This is a genomic window from Micromonospora sp. 4G55, assembly GCF_016803375.1.
Genome location: NZ_JAEVHN010000043.1, coordinates 1 through 20,459, shown reverse-complemented (window position 1 = coordinate 20,459; position 20,459 = coordinate 1). Strand labels below are relative to the sequence as shown.

The window sequence follows — 20,459 nt, the reverse complement described above, 5'->3', positions numbered from 1 at the left end:
TGGTCAGCGGCAGCCCCGCCGCGCCGGCCGCGAGCAGCGGCCCGGCCACCAGCAGGAGCAGCATGTGCTGGGCCATGTGCCCGGCCAGGCTGGACTCCGCCATGTCGTGCACCGGTCCCTGCTCCACGCCGAGCAGCACCAGCAGTCCGGCGCCGAAGGCGCCGACCCGCCAGCCTGGGATGACGCGGCGGGGACCGCGTCTGGTCCACAGCTCCTGGACGCCCCGCCCGTAGCCGGCCGCGAGCAGGCAGACCGCGACGATCGCCAGCATGGTCAGCAGGCTCTCGACCACCGGACTCTGACCGGGTTCGTGAGCCCGGTAGACGCTCAGCTCTGACATGGCGGCAGCACCAGCACGGCGACCCCGCCGAGCACGATGATCGTCAGGAAGAGCAGGTTGAGCCAGATGCCCACCACGGCGAGCATCCTGGACCGGGCGAGCCCGGTCCTCGGCGCCCGCTGACTGCGCGCCGGCGGTGCGCCGCCACACCAGCGCGGCGACCGCCAGCGAGCCGGCGGTGGCCAGGGCCGGGACGACCACCGCCAGCCCGACGGCGGCCCGAGCGGTACGGCGGAGACGCGCTCGGAGCCGGCGGCGCAGGCGAGTTCGTCCAGGCCCCAGGCGACGAGCACGTGCACCGCCCAGGCGACGGCGCCACCGAGCACGCCGTACCAGAGCAGCAGCCCGCCGGTGAGGCGGGCCCGGGGGCCGGGTCGCGTGGTCGTCACAGTCGCGGGGAGAGGTAGATGGTGAACAGGATGGCGGCCCACACCGCGTCGACGAAGTGCCAGTAGATCGCGCCGTTGCGGACCCGTTCGTGGTGGTGGGCGCCGAAGCCGCCGCCGGCCAGGGACGTGGCGAGCAGCCAGCCGATCATGGTCAGTCCGACCAGGACGTGCAGCCCGTGGAAGCCGGTGATCAGATAGAACAGCGAGCCGTAGACGTCGGTGGTCATGGTGAAGTGCCGGAGCTTCTCGGCGTACTCGGTGGCCTGCAGGGCCAGGAAGGTCAGCCCGAGCGCCATGGTGACGGCCAGCCCGGACCGCAGCCGCCAGAGCTTGCCGTGCCGGATACCGCGTTCGGCCCAGATCATGGGCAGGCTGCTCGGCAGCAGCACCGCCGTCATCACCAGCGGCTTGACCAGCTCGGGGGCCCCGATGCCGTCCGGCGGCCACTGCGGGCCGTACTGGAAGCGGAGGTAGAAGTAGCTGCCGAGCAGGCAGGCGAAGAGGGTGGCCTCGGTGGCCACGAACATCACCATGCCCCACCAGCCGGTGGACCGGCCGACCGGCAGCTCCGTGCTGAGCGCCTCGGCGCCGGTGGCCGCCGCCACGGCTCCGCCCCGACCCGTCATGCCGCCACCTCTGGTTCCACATCCGCGCTGGGCGGCCAGAGCCAGACCGCGATCGTCGCAATGGCCGCGACCATGGCGACGGCCGCCACCGGGTACCAGGCGAAGAGCAGGGCGGTGAAGAAGATCAGGAGCGCGCCGGCGAGCACGAGCGGCGTGAGCGTCGACTCCGGCATCTGCACCGCGCGCTCGCAGCGGGCGTCCAGCTCGCTGGTGAACAGGGTGCGGCGCCCCGCACTGAGGATGCGGTCCTCGGTGGCGCCCGCGCCGGTCGACTCCGCGGTCCGCTCGTCCCACACCGGGTGCAGGCTGTGCACCCGGGGCAGGACGGGGAAGTTGTACGGCTCGGGCGGCGACGTGGTGGCCCATTCCAGGCTGTCGGCGTCCCACGGATCCGCCGGGGCGGGCCGGCCCCGGCGTACGGCGTGCACCACGCCGACGAGCACGAGCAGCAGTCCGAGGGCGAGCAGGTACGACCCGGCCGTGCTGACCAGGTTCCACCCGCCCCAGCCGGGCTCGCCTGCGTAGGTGTAGACCCGGCGGGGCATGCCGAACAGGCCGTAGAGGTGCATCGGGAAGAAGGTGACGTGCATGCCGGCGAAGACCAGCCAGAACGCCCAGCGGCCCAACCGCTCGTGGTACATCCGACCGGTGATCTTGGGCAGCCAGTAGTAGATGCCGGCGAGCATCGGGAAGACCGCGCCGCCGACCAGCACGTAGTGGAAGTGCGCCACCACGAAGTACGAGTCCGTGACCTGCTGGTCGAACGCGGTGATCGCGAACATCGTGCCGGTGACACCGCCGAGCACGAAGGTCACGACGAAGCCGATGACGAACAGCAGCGGCACGCGGATCACCAGCCGGCCGAGCAGCATGGTGGCCAGCCAGGCGAAGATCTGCAGGCCGGACGGAATGGTGATGATGGTGCTGGCCGCGCTGAAGAAGCTGTAGGACAGCGCCGGCAGGCCCGTGGCGAACATGTGGTGCACCCAGACCCCGAACGAGATGATCGCGATCGCCACGATGGACAGCACGATCAGCGGGTAGCCGACCACGCCGCGCCGGGTGAAGGCGGGCAGCACCGCGGAGACGATGCCCAGCGCCGGCATGACGATGATGTAGACGTCGGGGTGCCCGAAGATCCAGAACAGGTGCTGCCAGAGCAGCACGCTCCCCCCGGCGGTCGGGTCGAAGAAGTGGGTGCCGAACCGGCGGTCGAGGAAGAGCATCGCGTTGTCCAGGTTCAGCGCCGGCAACGCGAAGATCACCATGAACGCGGTGGCCACGATCGCCCAGACGAACAGCGGCACCCGGTTCAGCGACATCCCCGGTGCGCGCAGCTTGAGCGCGGTGGCGATGAAGTTGATCGAGCTGGCGGTCGTGGAGATGCCGAGGAAGAGCAGCCCGAGGGCGTAGACGTCCATGTGCAGGCCGGGAGTGTTCTGCTCCTCGGTCAGCGGCACGTAGGCGAACCAGCCGGCGTTGGGCGCGGCGCCGAAGGGCAGGCTCGTCCACATGAAGAGCCCGGCGAACAGGAAGACCCAGTAGCCGAAGGCGTTCAACCTCGGGAACGCCATGTCCCGGGAGCCGATCATCAAGGGAAGCAGGAAGTTGCCGAACCCGAAGAGCATCGGCGTGGCGAACAGGAAGATCATCGCCGTGCCGTGCATGGTGAACAGCTGGTTGTACGCCTGGGGCGACAGGACACCCGCCTCGGGTCGGGCGAGCTGGGTGCGCATCGCCAGGGCGCTGAGCCCGGCGAGGACGAAGAAGAACCCGGCGGTGACCAGATAGCGGCGGCCGATCCTCTTGTGGTCGACGGTGCTGAACCAGGCCCGCAGCGAGGGGCGCTCGCCCCAGTGTTCCGTCAGCCGCGCCAGGTCCTCCCGGCTGATGCCGGGCGATGGCGTGGTGGTCGTGGACATCGTCTCCCTCCCCCGACCTACTCCAGCGACCGCAGGTACGCGATGAGGTCGGGCAGCTGGGCGGCGTCGACCGGCTGTGGGGGCATCGCGTTGCCGGGCTTGACCGTCTGGGAGTTGGCGATCCAGCCGCCGAGGTGCCCGGAGTCGTTGGGCACCGCCCCGGCGCCGAGGCTCCACCGGGTGCCCACGTTCGACAGGTCGGGCCCCACCTGGCCCTGGGCGCCGGTGCCCCGCACCGCGTGGCAGGCGGCGCAGGTCCCCTGTACGAACGCCTGCTGGCCGCGGCGCTCGGCCTGCGTGCGCGGCTGACGGGCCGGGGCGTTCAGGCGGGTCAGCCACGCGTCGAAGTCGGCGCGGGGCTCCGCCACGACCAGGAAGGCCATGTGGGCGTGCTGGGTGCCGCAGTACTCGGCGCACTGGCCGCGGTAGCGGCCGGCGCGCTCCGCCCGTAACCAGGTCTCCCGGGGCTCGCCGGCGATCAGGTCCGTCTTCGGCATGAGCTGCGGCACCCAGAAGCTGTGCAGTACGTCGTCGGTGCGCAGGCGCACCTTCACCCGCTCCCCCACCGGAATGTGGATCTCGTTGGCGGTGGCTCCGGACGCCCCCTGGTAGCGCACCTCCCACCACCACTTGTGGCCGGTCACCTCCACGGTGGGAGTGTCCGGGGCGGGGTGGTCACCGAGCGCGGCGAGGTCGCGCAGACCCACCCCGTAGACGGCGACGAGGATGACGAAGGGCAGTCCGGCGCCGGCGATCGTGACGAAGCGCAGCGGCTGCCCGTGGCGCACCCGGGCGTTGCCCCGCCGGAACACCAGCGCCCAGAGCAGCAGCACCATGACCTCGGCAAACACCGCCGTGGAGATCCAGAACAGCAGCCACCAGAGGTTGGCGATCCGGGCCGCCCCCGTACCGGCGGGGTTCAGGGCCGACGGCGGGTCGCCGGCGCATCCGGCGAGCAGGGCCAGGCCGTACAGCGCCGTCAGCACCGGGAGCGGGCGCGCTCGGCGGCGCCGCCCGGTGGGTCGGGCCGCGCTCAGGGTCGTCCCCGCTGTCGTGTCCACCGGGAGCGACACTAAGCCCTTCTCACCCCTGTTTGTCCCCGTTTGCGACTGATACCCGGACGGGTGTGACCAGAGCGATTTATGGTGAGTCCGCACTCGTTCATCCGCAAGCGCCCCTCCGGGCGCGGACAGGGAGATCATGCGAGCCTCCACGGTGGACCTCGTCGCGGACACCGGCAGAGCGGCCGCCGGCCGCCGGACGATGGCCTGGCTCGCCGGTGGGCTCACCGCGGCGGCGACAGCGGCCGGCGGGTGGCTGGCGCCCCCCGACGAGCTGCAGGGCCAGGCGCAGCGACTGATGTACCTGCACGTCCCCGCCGCCTGGGTGGCCTACGCCGCGTTCGCCGTCGTGCTGGCCGCCAGCGGGGCATACCTGATCGGGGGCGACCTGCGCTGGGACCGGTTCGCCCGGGCGGGCGCGGAGATCGGGGCGGCCCTGACAGCGGTCGCGATCGCCACCGGGTCGCTCTGGGGCCACCTGGTCTGGGGTACCTGGTGGGCCTGGGACCCCCGCCTGGTCAGCACCGTCCTGCTACTGCTCGCGTACGCCGGCTACCTGGCCCTGCGCCGCGCGGTCGGTGAGGGGACCGGGGCCCCCGACGGAGGCGACCACCGGGTGGCGCGACCGGCCGCGGTCGTCGGGGTGGCCAGCTTCCTGCTCGTCCCGGTGGTGCACTTCTCCGTCGTCTGGTGGCGGTCGCTGCACCAGCAGGCGACCGTGCTCGCCCCGCAGCGCCCGCCGATCGACCCCAGGATGGGCGTCGCCCTGCTGCTCGCCGTGGCCGCCGCGACGCTCGCCGCGCTCTGCGTCCTGCTGTACCGGGTGGTCCAGCTGGAACGCCGGCTGACCCCCGACGCGTCCCCCGCCCCCGAACGGGTCCCGGTCCGGGTCGATGATCCGTCGCCGCGCGGGCCGAATCGTCGTCGTCGCCGTGCTCCTCGCCGCCGGCGCGCTGCTGGTCACCAGCGCGCTGCGGGACACCCTGACCTACTACCGCACCCCGGGCGAGGTGCTCGGCGATCCGGACGCGACCCGGGAACGGGTACGCCTCGGCGGCGACGTGGTGCCCGGGTCGCTGCGTCACACCGGCGACCTCGTGGTGTTCCGCCTCGCCGAGGACGGTCACGAGATCACCGTCGAGCAGCGCGGCGCCCCACCGGAAACGTTCCGGGAGGGCGAGGGAGCGGTCGTCGAGGGCACCCTGTCGCCGGACAGGGTGTTCCGCTCCGACCACGTCGTGGTCCGGCACGGTAACGAGTACCGGCCGTCCACCGCCCCGGCAGGGCCGGTAGATGCTCGGTGATCTCGGCACCGCGAGCCTCGCGGTCGGGCTGCTCTGCGCCACCCTGACCGCCCTGCTCTGGCTGCGGACGGCCCTGTTCGCCGTACCCACCCGACCGGCCCGCCTCGCCACCGCCGCCACCCTGGCGACCGCCGCCGTCGCCTGCGGCCTGCTGGAGGCGGCCCTGCTCCGGCACGACTTCAGCGTCCGCTTCGTGGCGGAGAACGGCGGCCGTCACGTGCCGCTGTACTACACGCTGACGAGTCTCTGGTCCGCCCTGGACGGGTCGCTACTGCTCTGGCTGCTGATCCTCGCCGGGTACGCGGCACTGCTGGCCCACCGCCGGCACCCGGCCCGGCTGCACGCGTACGCGATGGTGGTCGTCAGCACGGTGACCATGTTCTTCTTCGCGTTGTCCTACTTCGCCGCGAGCCCGTTCCGGGAGGTCGGTCCGGTACCCGCCGACGGCCCGGGACCGAACCCGCTGCTGCAGCAGCACCCGGCGATGGGGGTGCACCCTCCCCTGCTCTACGCCGGCTACATCGGCCTGGTCGTGCCGTTCGCCTTCGCGATCGCCGCACCGCTGGCCGGCCCGGAAGGGCGGGGCTGGCTGCGGGCCGCCCGACCCTGGGCCCTCGCGGCCTGGGCGGCGCTGACCGCCGGCATCGGGCTCGGGGCCTGGTGGTCGTACGCGGTGCTGGGCTGGGGCGGCTACTGGGCGTGGGACCCGGTGGAGAACGCCTCCCTGCTGCCCTGGCTGACCGCCACCGCCTTCCTGCACAGCACCCTCGGCCGCGCCGCCGGCCGGGCCGGTTGGAACCTGACCCTGGCCTGCGCCAGCTTCGTGCTGGTGCTGCTCGGCACGTTCCTCACCCGGTCCGGCGCGGTCGCCAGTGTGCACGCCTTCACCGACTCACCGCTGGGGCCCATGCTGCTCGGCTTCGTCCTGCTGACGGTCGTCGTGTCGACCGTCCTGACCGGATGGCGCACCCCCGAACCGGCCCGCCACAGCACACCGCTGTTGTCCCGGACCACCGTCGTGCTGGTCAACGGCGTGCTCCTGGTGACGATCGCGGCGGTGGTGCTGATCGGCACGATCTTCCCGCTGCTCTCCGAGCCGCTCGGCGGGGTGCGCACCTCGGTCGGGCCCGGCTACTACCAGCGGACCGCGGTACCGCTGGCGATCGCGGTGCTGCTGGTGATGGGCGTGACGCCGGCCCTGCGGGCACGCGACCGGACGCAGGCGCTGCGGCGACTCGCCGTACCCGGCGGCGTGGCGCTCGCCACCGTCGCGGTGGTGGGACTGCTCAGCCGGCCCGGCCCGGCAGCGCTCACCGCGTTCGGCGCGGCGGCGTTCGTGCTCACCGGCCTGACCGCAGAGCTGGGCGGCCGGCTGCGACGGTCCGGCCAGGACCGGAGACCGGGCAGGCTCGCCGGGCTCGCCGGGCTCGTCGGGCACGCCGGAATCGCCGTGGTCGCGGTGGGCGTCGCCGGATCCTCGGCATACGGGCAGGACGCCGAACGGACCCTCCGCACCGGAGAGTCCCTGCGGGTGGCCGACGTGACCGTACGCCTGGTCGGGGTGGACCGGGCCGCCGGCAGCGGTGGCATGGCGGTGCACGCGGGACTCCGGCTCACCGAGGCGGGCGGAGCGGAGCGGGATGTCACGCCGGCCCTGCGCTACCACCCCGCCCGGGACACCGCGGTAACCGTGCCGACGATCGACACCGGGCTGCTGCGGGACACGTACGTGACGCTGATCGCGGTCGCCCCGGACAGCGGCAGCGCGACCGTACGGGTCGCGGTGAACCCGCTCGTCGGGCTGCTCTGGGCCGGCGGCGCGCTGACCGCCACCGGGGGACTCCTGGCGGCGATCGGCACCGCCCGCTCTCGGCGCCGGCTGCACCGGGACGTCGCCCTGCCGACTCCCGACCGGTCGCTGCCGGGGCCTCGAAATGATCAGCCGCGGCACCCATCGGCGACGGTGCCCGCTGCGCACCGGCCCCGCGCTGGTGCTGGCCGTGACCGTCGCCGTCGGCGCGTTGGTCGCCCTCGGCCTCCGGTCGCCGGCCACGCCGGGGCCGTCGGCACCGCCGCTGTGACGCCCACGTCGGCCCCTGCGCTCTCCGGCGCCACCCTGGACGGTGGCCGGTTCGACCTGGCCGACGCCCGCGGCCACGTGCTGTTGGTCAACGTCTTCGCCTCCTGGTGCGGCCCGTGCCGGGATGAGCTGCCGCTGCTGGTCGACACGGATCGACGGTGGTCGCCGCAGGGGCTACGGCTGGTCGCGCTGAACGTCCGCGACGGCACCGAGGCGGTCCGAGCGCTGCTCGAGGAGACCGGCGCGGGCGGACTGACCGTGCTGCCGGACCCGGAGGGCACCCGGGCTGTCGACTGGGGCGTACGGGCGGTGCCGGAGACCTTCGTGGTGGACCGCGACGGCCGCATCGTCGACCGGCAGCAGGGCGTGGTCACCCGGCAGTGGCTGGAGCAGCGGGTGGCGCCGCTGCTGGCCGGATGAGGTGGCCCGCCGCCCTGGCGGCACTGGTCCTCACCGCCCTGACAGCCGCGGCCGGCGCGGGGCTGGTCCGGTCGGCCGGCGACAGCGGCGGGGAGGATCCGGTCCGCGCGGTGGCCGCCGGGCTGCGCTGCCCGGCCTGTCAGGGCGAGTCAGTGGCGGACTCCCGGTCACCGATCGCGGCGGCGATGCGGCAGGTGGTGGCGGACCAGTTGACACAAGGGCGGGACCCCGACGAGATCCGGCAGTGGTTCGTGCAGCGCTACGGCGCGGAGGTGCTGACCGATCCACCGGCCGGCGGCGCGGAACTGCTGCTCTGGGCCGTACCCGCGTTGACCCTGCTGGCCGGCGGCTACGCGGCCCTGCGCACGCTGCGCCCGCCGGCGACGTCGACTGCTCCCACCACGCAGGTGCGGCCCGCGCCGATCGGCCGGGCCGCCCGCCGGGCGTGGCGGGCCGGGTCGGTCGGTCTGGTGGCCCTCGTCGCGTCGGTGGCGGTCGCCGCCGGCGCTCTCGACCGGCCTTCGCCGCAGCCGCCACCGGCCGACCCGGTCGCGGTCGCCGTGCAACTGGGCCGCGACCTGGAGACCCAGAACCGGTACGACGCGGCGGCGCAGATGTACCGGGAGGCGCTACGGGACCGGCCCGACGACGCGATCCGACTGCGGCTCGCCTTCGCGCTGCTCCGAGCCGGCGACACGACGGGCGCGGAGCAGACCGCGCGGGAGGTGCTGGCCCGCTCTCCGGACTCCCCGGACGGGCTGCTCGTGCTGGGGCTGGCGCAGCGCGGCAGCCGTTCTGCCGAGGCGGCACGCACCCTGCGACGCTTCCTGGCCGTCGATCCGGACCATCCGGCCGCCGGGGAGATCAGCCGTCTGCTGGTCACCGCCCCGTGACCCGGACGGAGCGCGCGCCTCGTCGTGCCGACAGGACGTGAGGGACTATCGGACGCTGACCGTGATCTTGTCGAAGTCGGGTGCCGCCAAGCTCGGGTCGACATATTCAGAGTGTTGTGCTCGGGCCGGAGGGCAATTGTCACGACCATCGTGCCGACGCTGCTCCACCCGCCCGTGCGCGGAAAGGTCAGGGTGATCGGAGGCCGACCGTCCTGGTCCGGGCAGTTCGAGAGGCTGGAAACGCTGGACGACCGACCAGAGGCCGTCGCCCGGCACTACTCCACCGAGAGAGCCTGGCTCAACCGCGAACAGGCATGAGCACAACTGAAAGGAATAGCACCATGAATAAGCTCGCACTCGTCACCGGCGCCACCTCCGGCATCGGCAAGGCCTTCGCCGAACGCCTAGCCGCCGACGGCTACGACCTGGTGATCGCGGGCCGGCGAAAGGACCGCCTGGACGAGTTCGCCGCCTCGCATCCCGAGACCAAGGTTCAGACAGTGGCTGCAGACCTCGCCACCGATTCCGGGGTGGACGCGATCGCCGAGGTGTGCGCCTCGCAGCCACTGACCATGCTGGTGAACAACGCCGGTGTGTCGCACTACATGCCGCTTGCGGAGCTTCCCGCCGACAAGGCCAGGGAACTCGTGCACGTCAAGGTCGTCGCCCCAACGATGCTCACCCGCGCCGCCGTCGCGGGCATGCAGCAGCGAGGCGAAGGCACCATCATCAACGTGGCCGGCATGATCGCCTTCAGCGGTCCAGCACCAAGCTCGGTGATGCCCCGCCGTGCCGTCTACGCCGGCACCCTGGCCCACCTCGTCGCGATGTCCCAGACGCTGAGCGCCGAGCTCGAGGGCACGGGCGTCACCGTTCAGGTCGTGTGCCCCGGCGTGGTGGCCACGGAGTTCCACGAGCGCCAGGGCCTCGACATGAGCGTCGTCCCCCGCATGAGCGCCGACGACGTGGTCACGGCCAGCCTGCGCGGCCTGGAACTGGGCGAGGTCGTCGTCGCCCCGGGCGTCGAGGACGCCGGACTCCTGGACGCGGTCTTCCAGGCCGACCTCGCCGCATTCGCAGGACAGAGCCCCGAACTCGCCACCCGCTACCGAGCCGGCTGAACCGAAGACCGCTGCCGGCCCTGCGCCAGCACGCTGGGCCGACAGCGGTTACAGGTCTCACCCAACGACCGATAGGCCGAAGCGGCCAGTATCCAGGGTTTAGGCAAGGTAGGGATATGGGCGTTTGAGGGCGGACGCTCCTGATCGTGGTGGTATAGAGGCGGGCGCGCCTTTCGATGATCATCCAGGTGTCGGAGCTAAGAAGATCAAAGAGGACCGCGCCCGTTGGAATCATCATCGCTGATCGACTTGTTGGCCATGCACGCGGATCGCACGGACGTGCCGTTGCGGGCGCAGCGTCGGCCGAGTCTGGTCGAGGCATTGACGCTCGTGCCGGAACGGCGAGACCCGCGGGGTGTGATCCACGCTCTGGCCGGGGTGCCGGCGGTGGCCGTCGCGGCGGGCACCGTCAACGCAACCGCGCAGTCACAGCCGATACTGCCGCGTCCGCCGCGCTACCGCGAAACGCTGGTCGACCCCGTTCCGGGATCACTTGCGCCGCCGCCTGGCCGACAACCCCAGCGTGGCGGTGACCCGGATTCGTCCTGCTCCGGCAACGAATCCTGCTCGCGTAGGTCACTCACCGCGTCCACCGTTTCTGCGCCAGAGCCGAAAATCGGACACTCCCGCCGGGTTACCTGATGGGGTTGGCGGGGCGCGCGTCGGCCAGGATGGTCGACGGTGGCGGCTCGTGTAGCCGTCGCCGTAGCTCGGCGGCGCGGCGGGAATCGGCCGTCATGACGGCGGCGCAGGCGGCCGTCAGGATGGCGAGTGCCCATAGCGGCGGCAGTGGGCTGGTCACCGGCGCGAGGATCGCCACGAGCAGAATTCCGGTGGCCCGGACCCAGCGGATCTCGCGCTGGGTGCGCCACCAGAATGCCTGGTTGGCGAGGAGGTAGACGATCACTCCGGCGAAGAGAGTGGTGTGCCCCAGCGGGGTGCGCGCCGGTCCTGACGGGTCGCTGACCACGTCGAGGGTCTTTCGCAGGCCGAAGGCGAGCAGTATCAGCCCGACGATCATGGGCAGGTGCAGGTAGGTGTAGGCGTCGCGGGCCAGCGCGGCCCGCTGGTTGCCGGTCCGGTCTTGCATGACGCGCTCTCCGACGATCGCGTCCGTGTCGAAGTACGCCCACCAGAGTGTGGCCAGTAGGACCATGCTGGTGGCAATGGCGACGATGACCGACCAGGAGATCGGGCGGCCGCCGACGGCCACCCCCGCCGAGATGATCGACTCGCCCAGTGCGATGAGGATGATCAGGGCGTACCGGTCGGTCCAATGCTTGGCCGAACTCACCCGCCAGAACCGCCGGACGACGAGGTAGCCCCCGGCGAGGTCTGCGACGATGGCCGCCAGCCAGAGGCTCGCCACGAGCTGGCTCAGCCCATCGGGGGCATGCGGCCGCGAGGATGCCAGCGCGGCGAACAACAGCAGGCCGAGCGCCGCCACGGTCGCAACGCTCGCCCGCAGCAGTTGGGCGTGTGGTACCCGGTCCGGGCGGACGACCAGCCGGAGCGCGGTCAGGTGCAGCACGCGCAGCACGATGTAGCAGAGCACGACGATCATCGGGCCGGGCAGGCCGTCGGGTACGACGTCGAACGCCTGTGGGATGGCGATACCGATCGTCAGGGTCAGCGCGACGACCAGCAGGACGCTCAACCGGGCGGGGATGGACGGGCTGCGTAGGACGTTCCCCACCTGGGTGTGGAGGGACCAGGCGACCCAGAGCAGGGTGAGCACCGCCAGGGCCTGGGCGACCCCGAGCCCGCTGGGGTGTCGGGTCATCAAGACGGTGACCTGGATGAACGTATAGACGACCACCAGATCGAGGAAGAGTTCTCTTGGTGTGACTCCGGTGGTGGTGGCCCGGACCGCCGCCTTCGCCGTCTGCCTGTGCAGCAGGTGATGCCGCCGGCGGAAGACGGTGAGGTCGGCCAGGACCATGCTGGTGAGGACGGCGGCGAGCAGGCCCACCGCGCCTACCGGCGGTAGGCGGACCGCGACCGGATCCAAGGCGGTCACCAGGGCGATCCCCAGCAACGGGCTACGACCCAGCAGGCGGATGGTGCGGTGCTCGAGGGCCACCAGACCGATTAGGTAGACGAGGACACCTGCGTAGAGGACGTGCGTGCTCAGTAGGCCCCACCGGTACGCGGTGGCGGGCTCGACGGAACTCAACGCGCGTTTGAGCCCCAGCGCGATGAGGACGAGACCGACGATCATGACAACGTGCAGGACGCTGTACGCGTCCCGGCCGAGTCGTGACCTGGTGGCTGTCGGCTGGTGCTCCAGCGCCTGCTCGGCGGCGAATCCGGCGATGTCGAAGTAGCGCCACCAGAGCACTGCCACGACGACGAGGCTCAGGGCCGAGCCTCCGATGACCGACCAGGTGATCGGTGGGTTGCCGATGAGGCCACGGGCAGTGCCGATCGAGATGATCGTCTCGCCAAGCGCGATGAGCATGACCAGCCGGTGCCGCTCGGCCCAGTGCGGCACGGCCACGATCCGCCAGGTGCCCGCGCCGAGCGCGCGCACGCCGATGAAGTCGACGACGGTGGCGGCGAAGAACAGGGCCAGTCGGACGGACCCACCGTCGACGTCCGGGGGCAGGTGGCGAGGGAGCAGCGCACCACACAGCAGCAGGACCGCGCCGCCGGAAAACGGCAACCATGCGCGTAGAAGGGGTCCTCGGCTCCCGCCCGAAATGGTGTGCGTCAATATCAGTAGCGCGCCGAACTGGGCCAGCAGGAAGGCGGCGACGAAGATCAACGGCCCGAACAAGCCACCTGGCCGATCGGTGAAGATCACCGGTGCGGCGATCCCGATCAACAGGATGGTCGCGGCCACCCCGAAGATGAGCGGCCGCATGAATCCCCGGTCCAACCTGACGACGTTGCCGAGCAAGGTGTACGAGCTCCAGCACCGCCAGAGCAACAGGACCACCAGCACGCCCTGGAACAGGCCCTCGATTCGGAAGTTTTCCGCCATGAGGTCCGTCACGCTCAGGAACGCGTACACGAACACCAGGTCGAGGAACAGCTCCAACCGGGTCACCCCGACGCCCCCGGTGGATAGCTGAATGCCTCCGAAGAATCGCGCGCCCGCATGCAGCGCCGACCGGCTCCTGGTCACTTCTCCCACTGTGCCATCCGGTCCGAGCCGGAGGACGGGTTTCGTCCGCCGGCTGCAGCGTGGCCCGGATCGCGTCCGTCATGTACCTGCACAGACGTGCCAACGCTCGCCCCGCAGCGAGCAACATCAGATCCGACTCGGACGGGAACTCCTGCCCTCGTAGGTCAGGTCCAGCTTTCCCACGGCCGGGTGGTGCGGCTGATTCTTCGATCGCCTCGCCACGCCTGCCGAGGTCGAGCTGCTCCTGGCCGGGCTGCCCCGGCCAGTCCAGGACCTCGTACCGATGCTGCGCAAGCAGGCCGAGGCGTCCTTCGCGGCACTCGGCGCCGCCTGACCGACCATCCCCCACCGAGCGCAGGCCCGCCCGTCGACGGTGAACGAGGAGCAATGACCGACGACATCGGTTCGTGGTCCGACGACGCACAGCAGGTGGAGGCTGGTGATCTGGTCACCGCCCTGGCCTACGGCACGCCGGCCGGCGGGGCAGTGGCCATCGCCGTCGAACCCGACCGACCTCGTCGATCGGCCCGCCGGGCGGACCGGCGACACCGCATCCCCGGCCCCGCAAGATACGGCAGATGCCCCGCGTGCCCACGTAGCCATGGCATGCCAGACCCGGGAGCGCGTCGGACAGTCTCCCTCAACCTCCCTCCCCCGGATTCTCGGCAGCGTTCCGGCTGGACGAGCCCTGGTCGCCTCCGGATTCGGCTTGGGAACACCCGGGTTCGCCGGAACTCGCGCAGCTCTCCGGTTTGTTGAAGATGAGTACGTCCTCGTGTGCGATCAGGTGCAGTGGGGTGCCGGCGGTGCGGGCCTTGCGGACGGCCTGGAGTTGGAAGAACGACGGGCGGGCGACGAGGTGCCCGTCGCGGACCGCTGCGAGCAGTGCCACGCACCGGTCGACCGGGGTCAGGCCGGCGCGGAGGCCGGCGCCGATGACCGCCGACGGTAGGTCGACCAGTTGGCCGTTCTTGCGCCAGGGACGGGCGGTGACCACGACGACGCCGCCGGGGCGCAGCAGGTTGTGGCAGCCGGACAGGATCTGAGCGAAGCCGTCGGCGAGGCCCGTGAGGTCGCAGTAGGCCAAGTTGCCCTTGTCGGTGCCGTCGTTGTAGGCGTTGTCGTACTTCGCGACCCCGTCCGCGCCGGGCCGGACGAGGCCATGGACGGTCGGCCCGTACGGCGGTGAGGTCACGACGAGGGCGACCTGGCCGGCGAGGGCGGCGGGTACGAGGGACAGGATGCGGGTGGCGTCGCCGCGCATGACCGCGGCCCGGCCGGTGGCTCCCTGCTGGTGGGCGTGGGTGATGTTGGCATCGGCGATGTCGGACCAGCGGGGCTCGTACTCGACTCCGAGGGCGTCGCGGCCGGCGTGGACGGCTTCGACGAGGGTGGTGCCGATGCCGCACATCGGGTCCAGGATCAGGTCGCCGGGTTGGGTGTAGGCGTGCACTGCGTGCGCGGCGATCGCGGGCAGCATCCGGGCGGGATGCTTGACTGAGTCGGGCACGTACCGGCCGCGGCGCTGTACCGGCCCGGTGCGCTGGGCGGTCGCCCACACCGACAGCCCTTCGGGGCCGGAGAGGCTCTGCTGCGGTCCCTGATTCTCCTGGTGGCGGAGTTCGTGGGCACGGTCCGGTGCGTCGTAGGCGCGGTGCCGGCCGCCGGTGGTCTCCGGCTGGACGGGTTCGTTCGGTTCGGGGGTGGTGACGGCGTCAGCCACGGCGGTCACCTCCCTGCCGGCGGCGCCGCTGCGGAGTCGTGTCGGGTGGCGCGGTGAACACCAGGAGGTCGGCATGTATGCGGTGGTGCGTGAGCGTCCACTGCTGCCCGGTGGCTTGCCCGGCGAGGGCGAGGAGTTCTTCGTCGGTGACGTGGTAGACGAAGGTGTCGTTGTTGGTGTCGGCGGTGACCGCGACGATGTGCTGCAGGTAGCCCAGTCCGAGGTTCGCCGCCGCGGTGGCAAGTGGGCTGAAGTCCTGCGGGGTGGTGATGGTTCCGGTGGGGACTGCGACGATGAGCACGAGGCAGCCGCCGGGGCGCAGCAGCCGGGCGCAGGCGGTCAACAGGCACGCCAGGCGCACGCGGTTGGTGGCCTCGTTGGTGTGCAGGGGCCAGGAGGCGACGACGAGGCCGGTCGCCTCCTGGCTGTCGGTGGGGGTGTCGTCGGTGGGCGGGTCGGTGAGGTCGTCACCGAACCAGGTGCTCATCTCCGGCACGTCGCCGTCGCCGTCGTCATCGTTGTCGGACGGGCCCGGGTCGGGCTGGCGGGTGGCGGGGCCGATGAGGAGGCTGGGCCCGTCGGTGAACCAGCCGGGGTGGTGTCGGCGCCGTCCGGCCGCGCAGGCCGAGGTGAGGGCGTGGTCGTCGGTGCAGTCGAGCACCGCGTCGCCGGGTCGGCTGTAGGCGGCCACGAGGCGGTAGGCCAGGCGAACGCCGATGGTGCCGCCGCGGTCGGCGGCCGTGTGGGCGGTGCGCCACACGGTGATCGGGACCGGCGGGTCGCCGGCCACGAGGTCGGTCACGGTCGGGTCGACGCCGGACGGGTCCGGGACGACGGGGTGGACGCGGTCGTGGTGCTGCGGCGTGTGCTCGTTCATGTGGTGTCGGCTCCGCGCCGCGCCGTGATGCGCTGACACCTTCAAACCGGGGTCTGTCAGCTCTGGCGAACGCCCCCGGATCTGACAGACCTCTGACAAGATCGCCCATGACCACACAGCCCGGGTATGAGCGGTACTGCCGGCGGCCTGCCGAGTGCTGACCGCGGAACGCGCGACGACACCGGCAGGTCAGATGCCTCAGGGAGCTTTGAGCCGGGGCTGTCAGAGACTGAGCGTCACGGACACCACGTGTCACGTTCGCGGTTGGCATCGATGGCGCACGTTGTTTTGACCTGCGGTGTCAGATGCTGGCAGGTCATCGGCGCACCGTTTGACGGGGCATCTGGCTGCCGCCGCTGTCGTCCGGCGCGGTCGCTGTCAGACGAGGCGTGTCATGTCACTGTCCCGCGCTGTCAGATGTCACGAGTGTGCGGCGGTGTCACTGTCAGGGCTCGCTGGGTCTGTTGATCGCTCCGCTGTCAGACAGACGGAGTCTGACAACGGCCGCTGTCAGGGCCGATCGGCGTCGTCGGCGAGCTGTCAGTCCGCAACCTGGGTTGACGGACGAACAGGCTCAGGTGGCGTGCGGCCGAGCAATTCTCTTTTTGTCAATGCACAGGTCAGGCCTGGCTTGTCAGAAGACGGGCATGACAGAGGGAGCGAGCTGGGGTGGTTGTCAGGCGTGCCTGGCGCCGACGATTGGAGTTGGCCGTCCCCGGTGCCTCCGGGACGGGAGCTGCTCTGTCAGAGGTCTGTGAGGTCGCTGTGGCGCAATCGATGTCACCGCATCGCGGGTGACACGACCGACGTGTCATGGACGGTCTTCTTTGACATGGAGTTGTTGACATGGCTGTGTCCCACCCGGATTGGCCCGACTCGCCGTTGGACGCCGTCGATGCCGCGTTCGCGGCGCTGACATGCGAACCGGACCCGATGACACTCGATCTTGACCCGTTGCGTGCGGGTAACGACCTTCCCGCCGGTGTGATGACGCTGCCGGCGCTGCGCGACTGGCTCCTGGCGCATCCGCGTGCCTACACCGAGCGTGACGCCGTGTGGCGGGATCTCATCCTCCGCGCCCGGCTTGAGGGGCCGACGTGGGTGGTCGCGGCGGTGGCCATGGCGATGCCGGCCCTGCGCCGCCACGCCGGCCGCCTGCACGTCGGGTGGGCCGGTGACGCCAGCGACATCGACGCGGAGATCCTGACGGGGTTCCTGGCCGCGCTGCGGGACCTGTCCCAGCCAGCCCCGTACGCGTCGCTGTGCATGGCCGCCTGGCGCGCCGGGTACGAGCTGCGCCAGCACGCCGGCGAGGCGGTGCCGGTCGACGATGTCGAGCATCTCGCCGGACCCCGAACTCCCACCGTCCCCTACGGCCACCCGGACCTGCTGGTGCAGCGAGCGGTCGGTTTGGGCATCCTCGACGTCAGCGACGAGCAGCCCTACATCGACCTGCGGCTGGGCCAGCGGGCGATCGAGCCGATCGCAGCCGGGATGGGCATCAGCGTCGACGCGCTGCGCATGCGCGCCAACCGGATCGACGTGCGCCTCGCCCGCGCCCTGGCCAGCGGGCTGCTTACCGGTGTCGCGTCTCCGCGGGCTGCCGCGCATCTCTCAGCCGATGCCAGGCACCGTGCGAGCACCCGCGCCGGGCGGGCCACCGCCGGCACCGGCCGGGTTGGCACCAGGGTATCCACGGCCGCCTGAGACTGGCGTTGCGCACTGTGGGCCCGACCGTGTTGGTCGGGCCCACCGCCGTTCACGCTCTCGATATGGGCGGAAGCGGTGCCCGGCAGCAACGAGGAACCCTTCCGGTGACCTAACCGCCCCCTCTGCCTGGCCGTGCGCGTAGAGCTGGCAGGGGGGCGGCGTCCGTCTTGATGCGTCGTAATCGGTCAGGGTTGCGGACGTCTGACAGCGGCTTCTCACTGCTATGACATGTCCGGAGCTGTCAGATCCCGCGGGTCGGGGTCGCCGGGGGACGATGGGCCGACACAGCCGGTGAGCTGCGCTGTCAGGGACGCCGCGGCCGTGTCAGAGCCGTGTTGGACGGCGGGGTGTTCGCTAGAGCTGGCAGGGGCCGGTTTGAGGGTGCGGAAGGTTCCCGCTGGCGGCTTGTGACGGCCGGAGGCAGGGGCTTCTTCCGCCCGCCGCCGGGCCTGACGAGGTTGGGCCGACGCGAGCCGGGCGCCTCGGGTGCCGCGCTGAGTTGATGCGCTGACACCTCATCGATACCCGCCACACCCGAATGGGAGGACGTGCTCCTCCCGAGGAGCAGCCGGGTCTCGACGACGCCCTGCCTCCCGCGCCCGGCGGCGGCCCCGCTGACCGCCGTTTCGACGCCCCGCCCGCTGCCCGGGTGGGGCCGGAGGTGAACATCGCATGTCCCGCACCCACACCGCACTTCGTCGTGCCCTAACCCTCTCCCGAACCGCCCGCCGCTTCGGCAGCGTCGCCGCTCTGTCGGCACCGGTCGCCGTGCTTCTGTCGGTGCCCACCGCGGCCTACGCCGCCCCCCGTCGAGCCGGTGTACCTGGCGGCGAACTCGCTGCCGGTCGTGATCGGCAACTTGCAGACCTGGCTGATGGGCATCCTCGCCGCCCTGGCCACCCTGTTCCTCGTCCTGGCCGGGGTGTACTGGGCGACCGCGGGGGGTGACCCGGCGCAGGTCGACAGGGCCAAGGGGGCGCTGAAAAACGCCCTGGTCGGCTACGGCCTGGCGGTCCTCGCGCCGGTCCTGCTGCAGGTCGTCCGGGGAATCGTCGGAGGCTGATGCCGTTATGGGTTGGCTGCTCGACCAGATCCTGGACTGGCTGGCCGCGGCGATCCTCGCGACCCTGGACGCGTTGATCGGGGTGATCAGCAGCGCGCTGTTGATCACCCCGAACGTCACCGCCTTGCCGCAGGTGCAGGCCCTGACCGGCCGTTCGGTGCTCGTCGTGGACACCGTCTTCGTCCTGGCCTTCCTGGCTGCCGGCGCGCTCACCATGACCGCCGGCGGCAGCGAAGGCTCCCGCTACACCGTCAAGGACCTCCTGCCGAGGTTGATCGTGGGGTTCGTCGCCGCCCACTTCTCGCAGCTGTGGTGCGGCATGCTCATCGACCTCGCCAACGCCCTCACCGCCGCGCTGACCACCCCGAGCGGCGACAGCGACGGAGCCCTGCGGGCGATCAGGACGCACATCACGGCCGGGCAGGACAAGACGGCGGCGCTGCTGTTCGTCGTCTGCGTCGCGATCATCGCCGTCCTGCTCGCTGGCACGGCGTTCAGCGTGATCGTCCGCTTCGCCGTCGTGCTCGTCCTGACCGCCGCCGCGCCGCTGGCTCTGGCGTGTCACGCGCTGCCGCAGACCGACGCGGTGGCCCGCCTGTGGTGGAAGTCCTACGCCGGTGTCCTCGCTGTTCCCGTGGTGCAGGGCTTCACCCTGTACGCCGGACAGTGGATGCTCACCGATCCTGACCACCTGCTGCCCGTGCTCGGGCTACCGGTGGATCCGGGTGGGCTGATCAACCTGTTCGTCGTCATGGTGATGCTGTGGACCACCCTGCGGGTGCCCACCCTGATACGCCGCTACGTCTCCACCGGCGACAGCGGCCGCGGGGCGAACATGCTCGGCGCGGCCGTGCGGGTGATCGTCGTTCAGCAGGTCACCCGGTCGGTTCCCGGCCTCGGCCGGGCGGTGCGGGCGGTGGGCCGATGAACAGCGACCACACCGACGCAGGCCGGGCGCGGATGCCCGCCGACGTCGACGCCCCTGACAAGGTCCTCTACGGGCTGACGTTGCGGCAGTTGGCGATCCTCGCCGTCGCCGCGCTGGTCTTCTACGGCGCCTGGCGGGCAGTGCATCAGGTGGTGCCCGCACCGGTGCTCGTCGCGGCCGCCGTCGTGATTGGTGGGCTGGTGTTCGGCGTCGCCGTCGGGCGGCGTGACGGCCTGTCCCTGGACGTGTGGCTGCTCGCCGCCATCCGACACGTACGCGCGTCACGGGCGTTGTCGACGACTGACACGATTTCGAAGACTCCGGACTGGGTGCAGGCGCCCAGGGACAAGGTGATGCTGCCGGCGCCGCTGAAGCTGCCCGCCGACGCGATCGACGACGGCGGGGAGATCCGGCTCGGCGATGCGCGGGCGGCGATGGTTGCCGCTACCAACGTCAACCTTGCCCTGCGCACCGCGGACGAGCAGGCGGCCTTGGTCGACACGTTCGGCCGCTGGCTCAACAGCCTGTCCACGCCGACGCAGATCGTCGTGTCCGCGCAACCGGTGGACCTGCACTCCGCCGCCCGCACTCTCGCGCAGACAGCGGGGGCGCTGCCGCATCCGGCCCTGGGCGGCGCGGCGGCCGAGCACGCCCGGTTCCTCGACGACCTCGCCGAACGGCGGGACCCGTTGCGCCGGCAGGTCCTCATTGTCACCCGTACCAGCGGCGGGGAGCGGGGCGAGCGCGCCGCCCGGCGCCGCGCCGACGACACCGCCCGCGCCCTGTCCGGCCTCGGCGTCACCACCCGCGCATTGGACGGCGCGGCCGTCACCGCCGCGTCGCCGCCGCAGCCGACCCCTACCGGCCGCCCC

16 protein-coding genes and 2 pseudogenes are annotated in these 20,459 nt (G+C 71.6%); 9 read left to right on the top strand and 9 right to left on the bottom strand.

Features of this window, described 5'->3' with window-relative positions:
- The 5 genes from JNW89_RS06455 to JNW89_RS06435 all read right to left on the bottom strand — a co-directional run.
- The coding region (locus JNW89_RS06455; protein WP_238448134.1) for a cytochrome c oxidase assembly protein at positions 1 to 340 on the bottom strand (340 nt) is incomplete at its 3' end.
- Complete coding sequence (locus JNW89_RS06450) at positions 328 to 729, bottom strand: hypothetical protein (RefSeq protein WP_238448133.1); 402 nt, start codon at positions 727 to 729, stop codon at positions 328 to 330. The genes JNW89_RS06455 and JNW89_RS06450, both read right to left, overlap by 13 nt.
- On the bottom strand, positions 726 to 1,355 hold the full coding sequence (locus JNW89_RS06445) for a cytochrome c oxidase subunit 3 (RefSeq protein ID WP_238448132.1): 630 nt from the start codon (positions 1,353 to 1,355) through the stop codon (positions 726 to 728). The genes JNW89_RS06450 and JNW89_RS06445 overlap by 4 nt, the downstream gene beginning before the upstream one ends.
- The gene (gene ctaD, locus JNW89_RS06440) at positions 1,352 to 3,277 is read right to left on the bottom strand and encodes a cytochrome c oxidase subunit I (protein ID WP_238448131.1); all 1,926 of its coding nucleotides are present in this window, start codon (positions 3,275 to 3,277) and stop codon (positions 1,352 to 1,354) included. Before ctaD ends, JNW89_RS06445 begins: the two co-directional genes overlap by 4 nt.
- 17 nt (positions 3,278 to 3,294) lie before the next feature.
- A complete protein-coding gene (locus JNW89_RS06435) occupies positions 3,295 to 4,338 on the bottom strand; it encodes a cytochrome c oxidase subunit II (protein ID WP_238448130.1) in 1,044 nt (347 codons plus the stop codon).
- A 139-nt stretch (positions 4,339 to 4,477) separates the two neighbouring features.
- On the opposite strand from JNW89_RS06435, the pseudogene ccsA reads away from it, so the two are divergent.
- Positions 4,478 to 4,984 (top strand): annotated as a pseudogene (gene ccsA, locus JNW89_RS38580) (cytochrome c biogenesis protein CcsA); the annotation flags it as partial.
- On the opposite strand, the gene JNW89_RS06430 reads toward ccsA, so the two are convergent.
- Complete coding sequence (locus JNW89_RS06430; protein WP_238448129.1) at positions 4,871 to 5,302, bottom strand: hypothetical protein; 432 nt, start codon at positions 5,300 to 5,302, stop codon at positions 4,871 to 4,873. The pseudogene ccsA and the gene JNW89_RS06430 overlap by 114 nt on opposite strands.
- Between JNW89_RS06430 and JNW89_RS06425 the strand changes: the two genes are divergently transcribed.
- From JNW89_RS06425 to JNW89_RS06410, 4 genes are all read left to right on the top strand, one after another.
- Positions 5,271 to 5,642 (top strand): cytochrome c maturation protein CcmE, encoded by a 372-nt coding sequence (locus JNW89_RS06425; protein WP_238448128.1) that lies wholly within the window; start codon positions 5,271 to 5,273, stop codon positions 5,640 to 5,642. The genes JNW89_RS06430 and JNW89_RS06425 overlap by 32 nt on opposite strands.
- Positions 5,632 to 8,142, top strand: a complete 2,511-nt coding sequence (locus JNW89_RS06420) for a cytochrome c-type biogenesis CcmF C-terminal domain-containing protein (protein ID WP_238448127.1) — start codon at positions 5,632 to 5,634, stop codon at positions 8,140 to 8,142. The genes JNW89_RS06425 and JNW89_RS06420 overlap by 11 nt, the downstream gene beginning before the upstream one ends.
- A complete protein-coding gene (locus tag JNW89_RS06415; protein WP_238448126.1) occupies positions 8,139 to 9,035 on the top strand; it encodes a cytochrome c-type biogenesis protein CcmH in 897 nt (298 codons plus the stop codon). Before JNW89_RS06420 ends, JNW89_RS06415 begins: the two co-directional genes overlap by 4 nt.
- A gap of 341 nt (positions 9,036 to 9,376) precedes the next feature.
- Entirely contained in the window at positions 9,377 to 10,156 is a 780-nt protein-coding gene (locus JNW89_RS06410) for an SDR family oxidoreductase (RefSeq protein WP_238448125.1), read from the top strand.
- Positions 10,157 to 10,790: 634 nt separating this feature from the next.
- Here JNW89_RS06410 and JNW89_RS06405 read toward each other — a convergent pair.
- The 3 genes from JNW89_RS06405 to JNW89_RS06395 all read right to left on the bottom strand — a co-directional run bounded on the left by JNW89_RS06405 (position 10,791) and on the right by JNW89_RS06395 (position 15,886).
- Positions 10,791 to 13,208 (bottom strand): low temperature requirement protein A, encoded by a 2,418-nt coding sequence (locus tag JNW89_RS06405; protein WP_238448124.1) that lies wholly within the window; start codon positions 13,206 to 13,208, stop codon positions 10,791 to 10,793.
- A 718-nt stretch (positions 13,209 to 13,926) separates the two neighbouring features.
- Positions 13,927 to 15,009: a TRM11 family methyltransferase gene (locus JNW89_RS06400; protein WP_238448123.1), complete on the bottom strand. Its 1,083-nt coding sequence runs from the start codon at positions 15,007 to 15,009 to the stop codon at positions 13,927 to 13,929.
- Positions 15,002 to 15,886 carry a hypothetical protein gene (locus JNW89_RS06395; protein WP_238448122.1) on the bottom strand — a complete coding sequence of 295 codons (885 nt, stop codon included), beginning with the start codon at positions 15,884 to 15,886 and terminating at the stop codon, positions 15,002 to 15,004. Before JNW89_RS06395 ends, JNW89_RS06400 begins: the two co-directional genes overlap by 8 nt.
- 846 nt (positions 15,887 to 16,732) lie before the next feature.
- Between JNW89_RS06395 and JNW89_RS06390 the strand changes: the two genes are divergently transcribed.
- The 4 genes and pseudogenes from JNW89_RS06390 to JNW89_RS06375 all read left to right on the top strand — a co-directional run.
- Positions 16,733 to 17,593 (top strand): hypothetical protein, encoded by an 861-nt coding sequence (locus JNW89_RS06390; protein WP_238448121.1) that lies wholly within the window; start codon positions 16,733 to 16,735, stop codon positions 17,591 to 17,593.
- Positions 17,594 to 18,413: 820 nt separating this feature from the next.
- Positions 18,414 to 18,659, top strand: a complete 246-nt coding sequence (locus JNW89_RS06385) for a pilin (protein WP_238448120.1) — start codon at positions 18,414 to 18,416, stop codon at positions 18,657 to 18,659.
- Between the two features lie 7 nt (positions 18,660 to 18,666).
- Positions 18,667 to 19,587, top strand: coding sequence for a hypothetical protein (locus tag JNW89_RS06380; protein ID WP_238448119.1), 921 nt, complete (start codon positions 18,667 to 18,669; stop codon positions 19,585 to 19,587).
- Positions 19,584 to 20,459 (top strand): annotated as a pseudogene (locus tag JNW89_RS06375) (PrgI family protein); the annotation flags it as partial. The gene JNW89_RS06380 and the pseudogene JNW89_RS06375, both read left to right, overlap by 4 nt.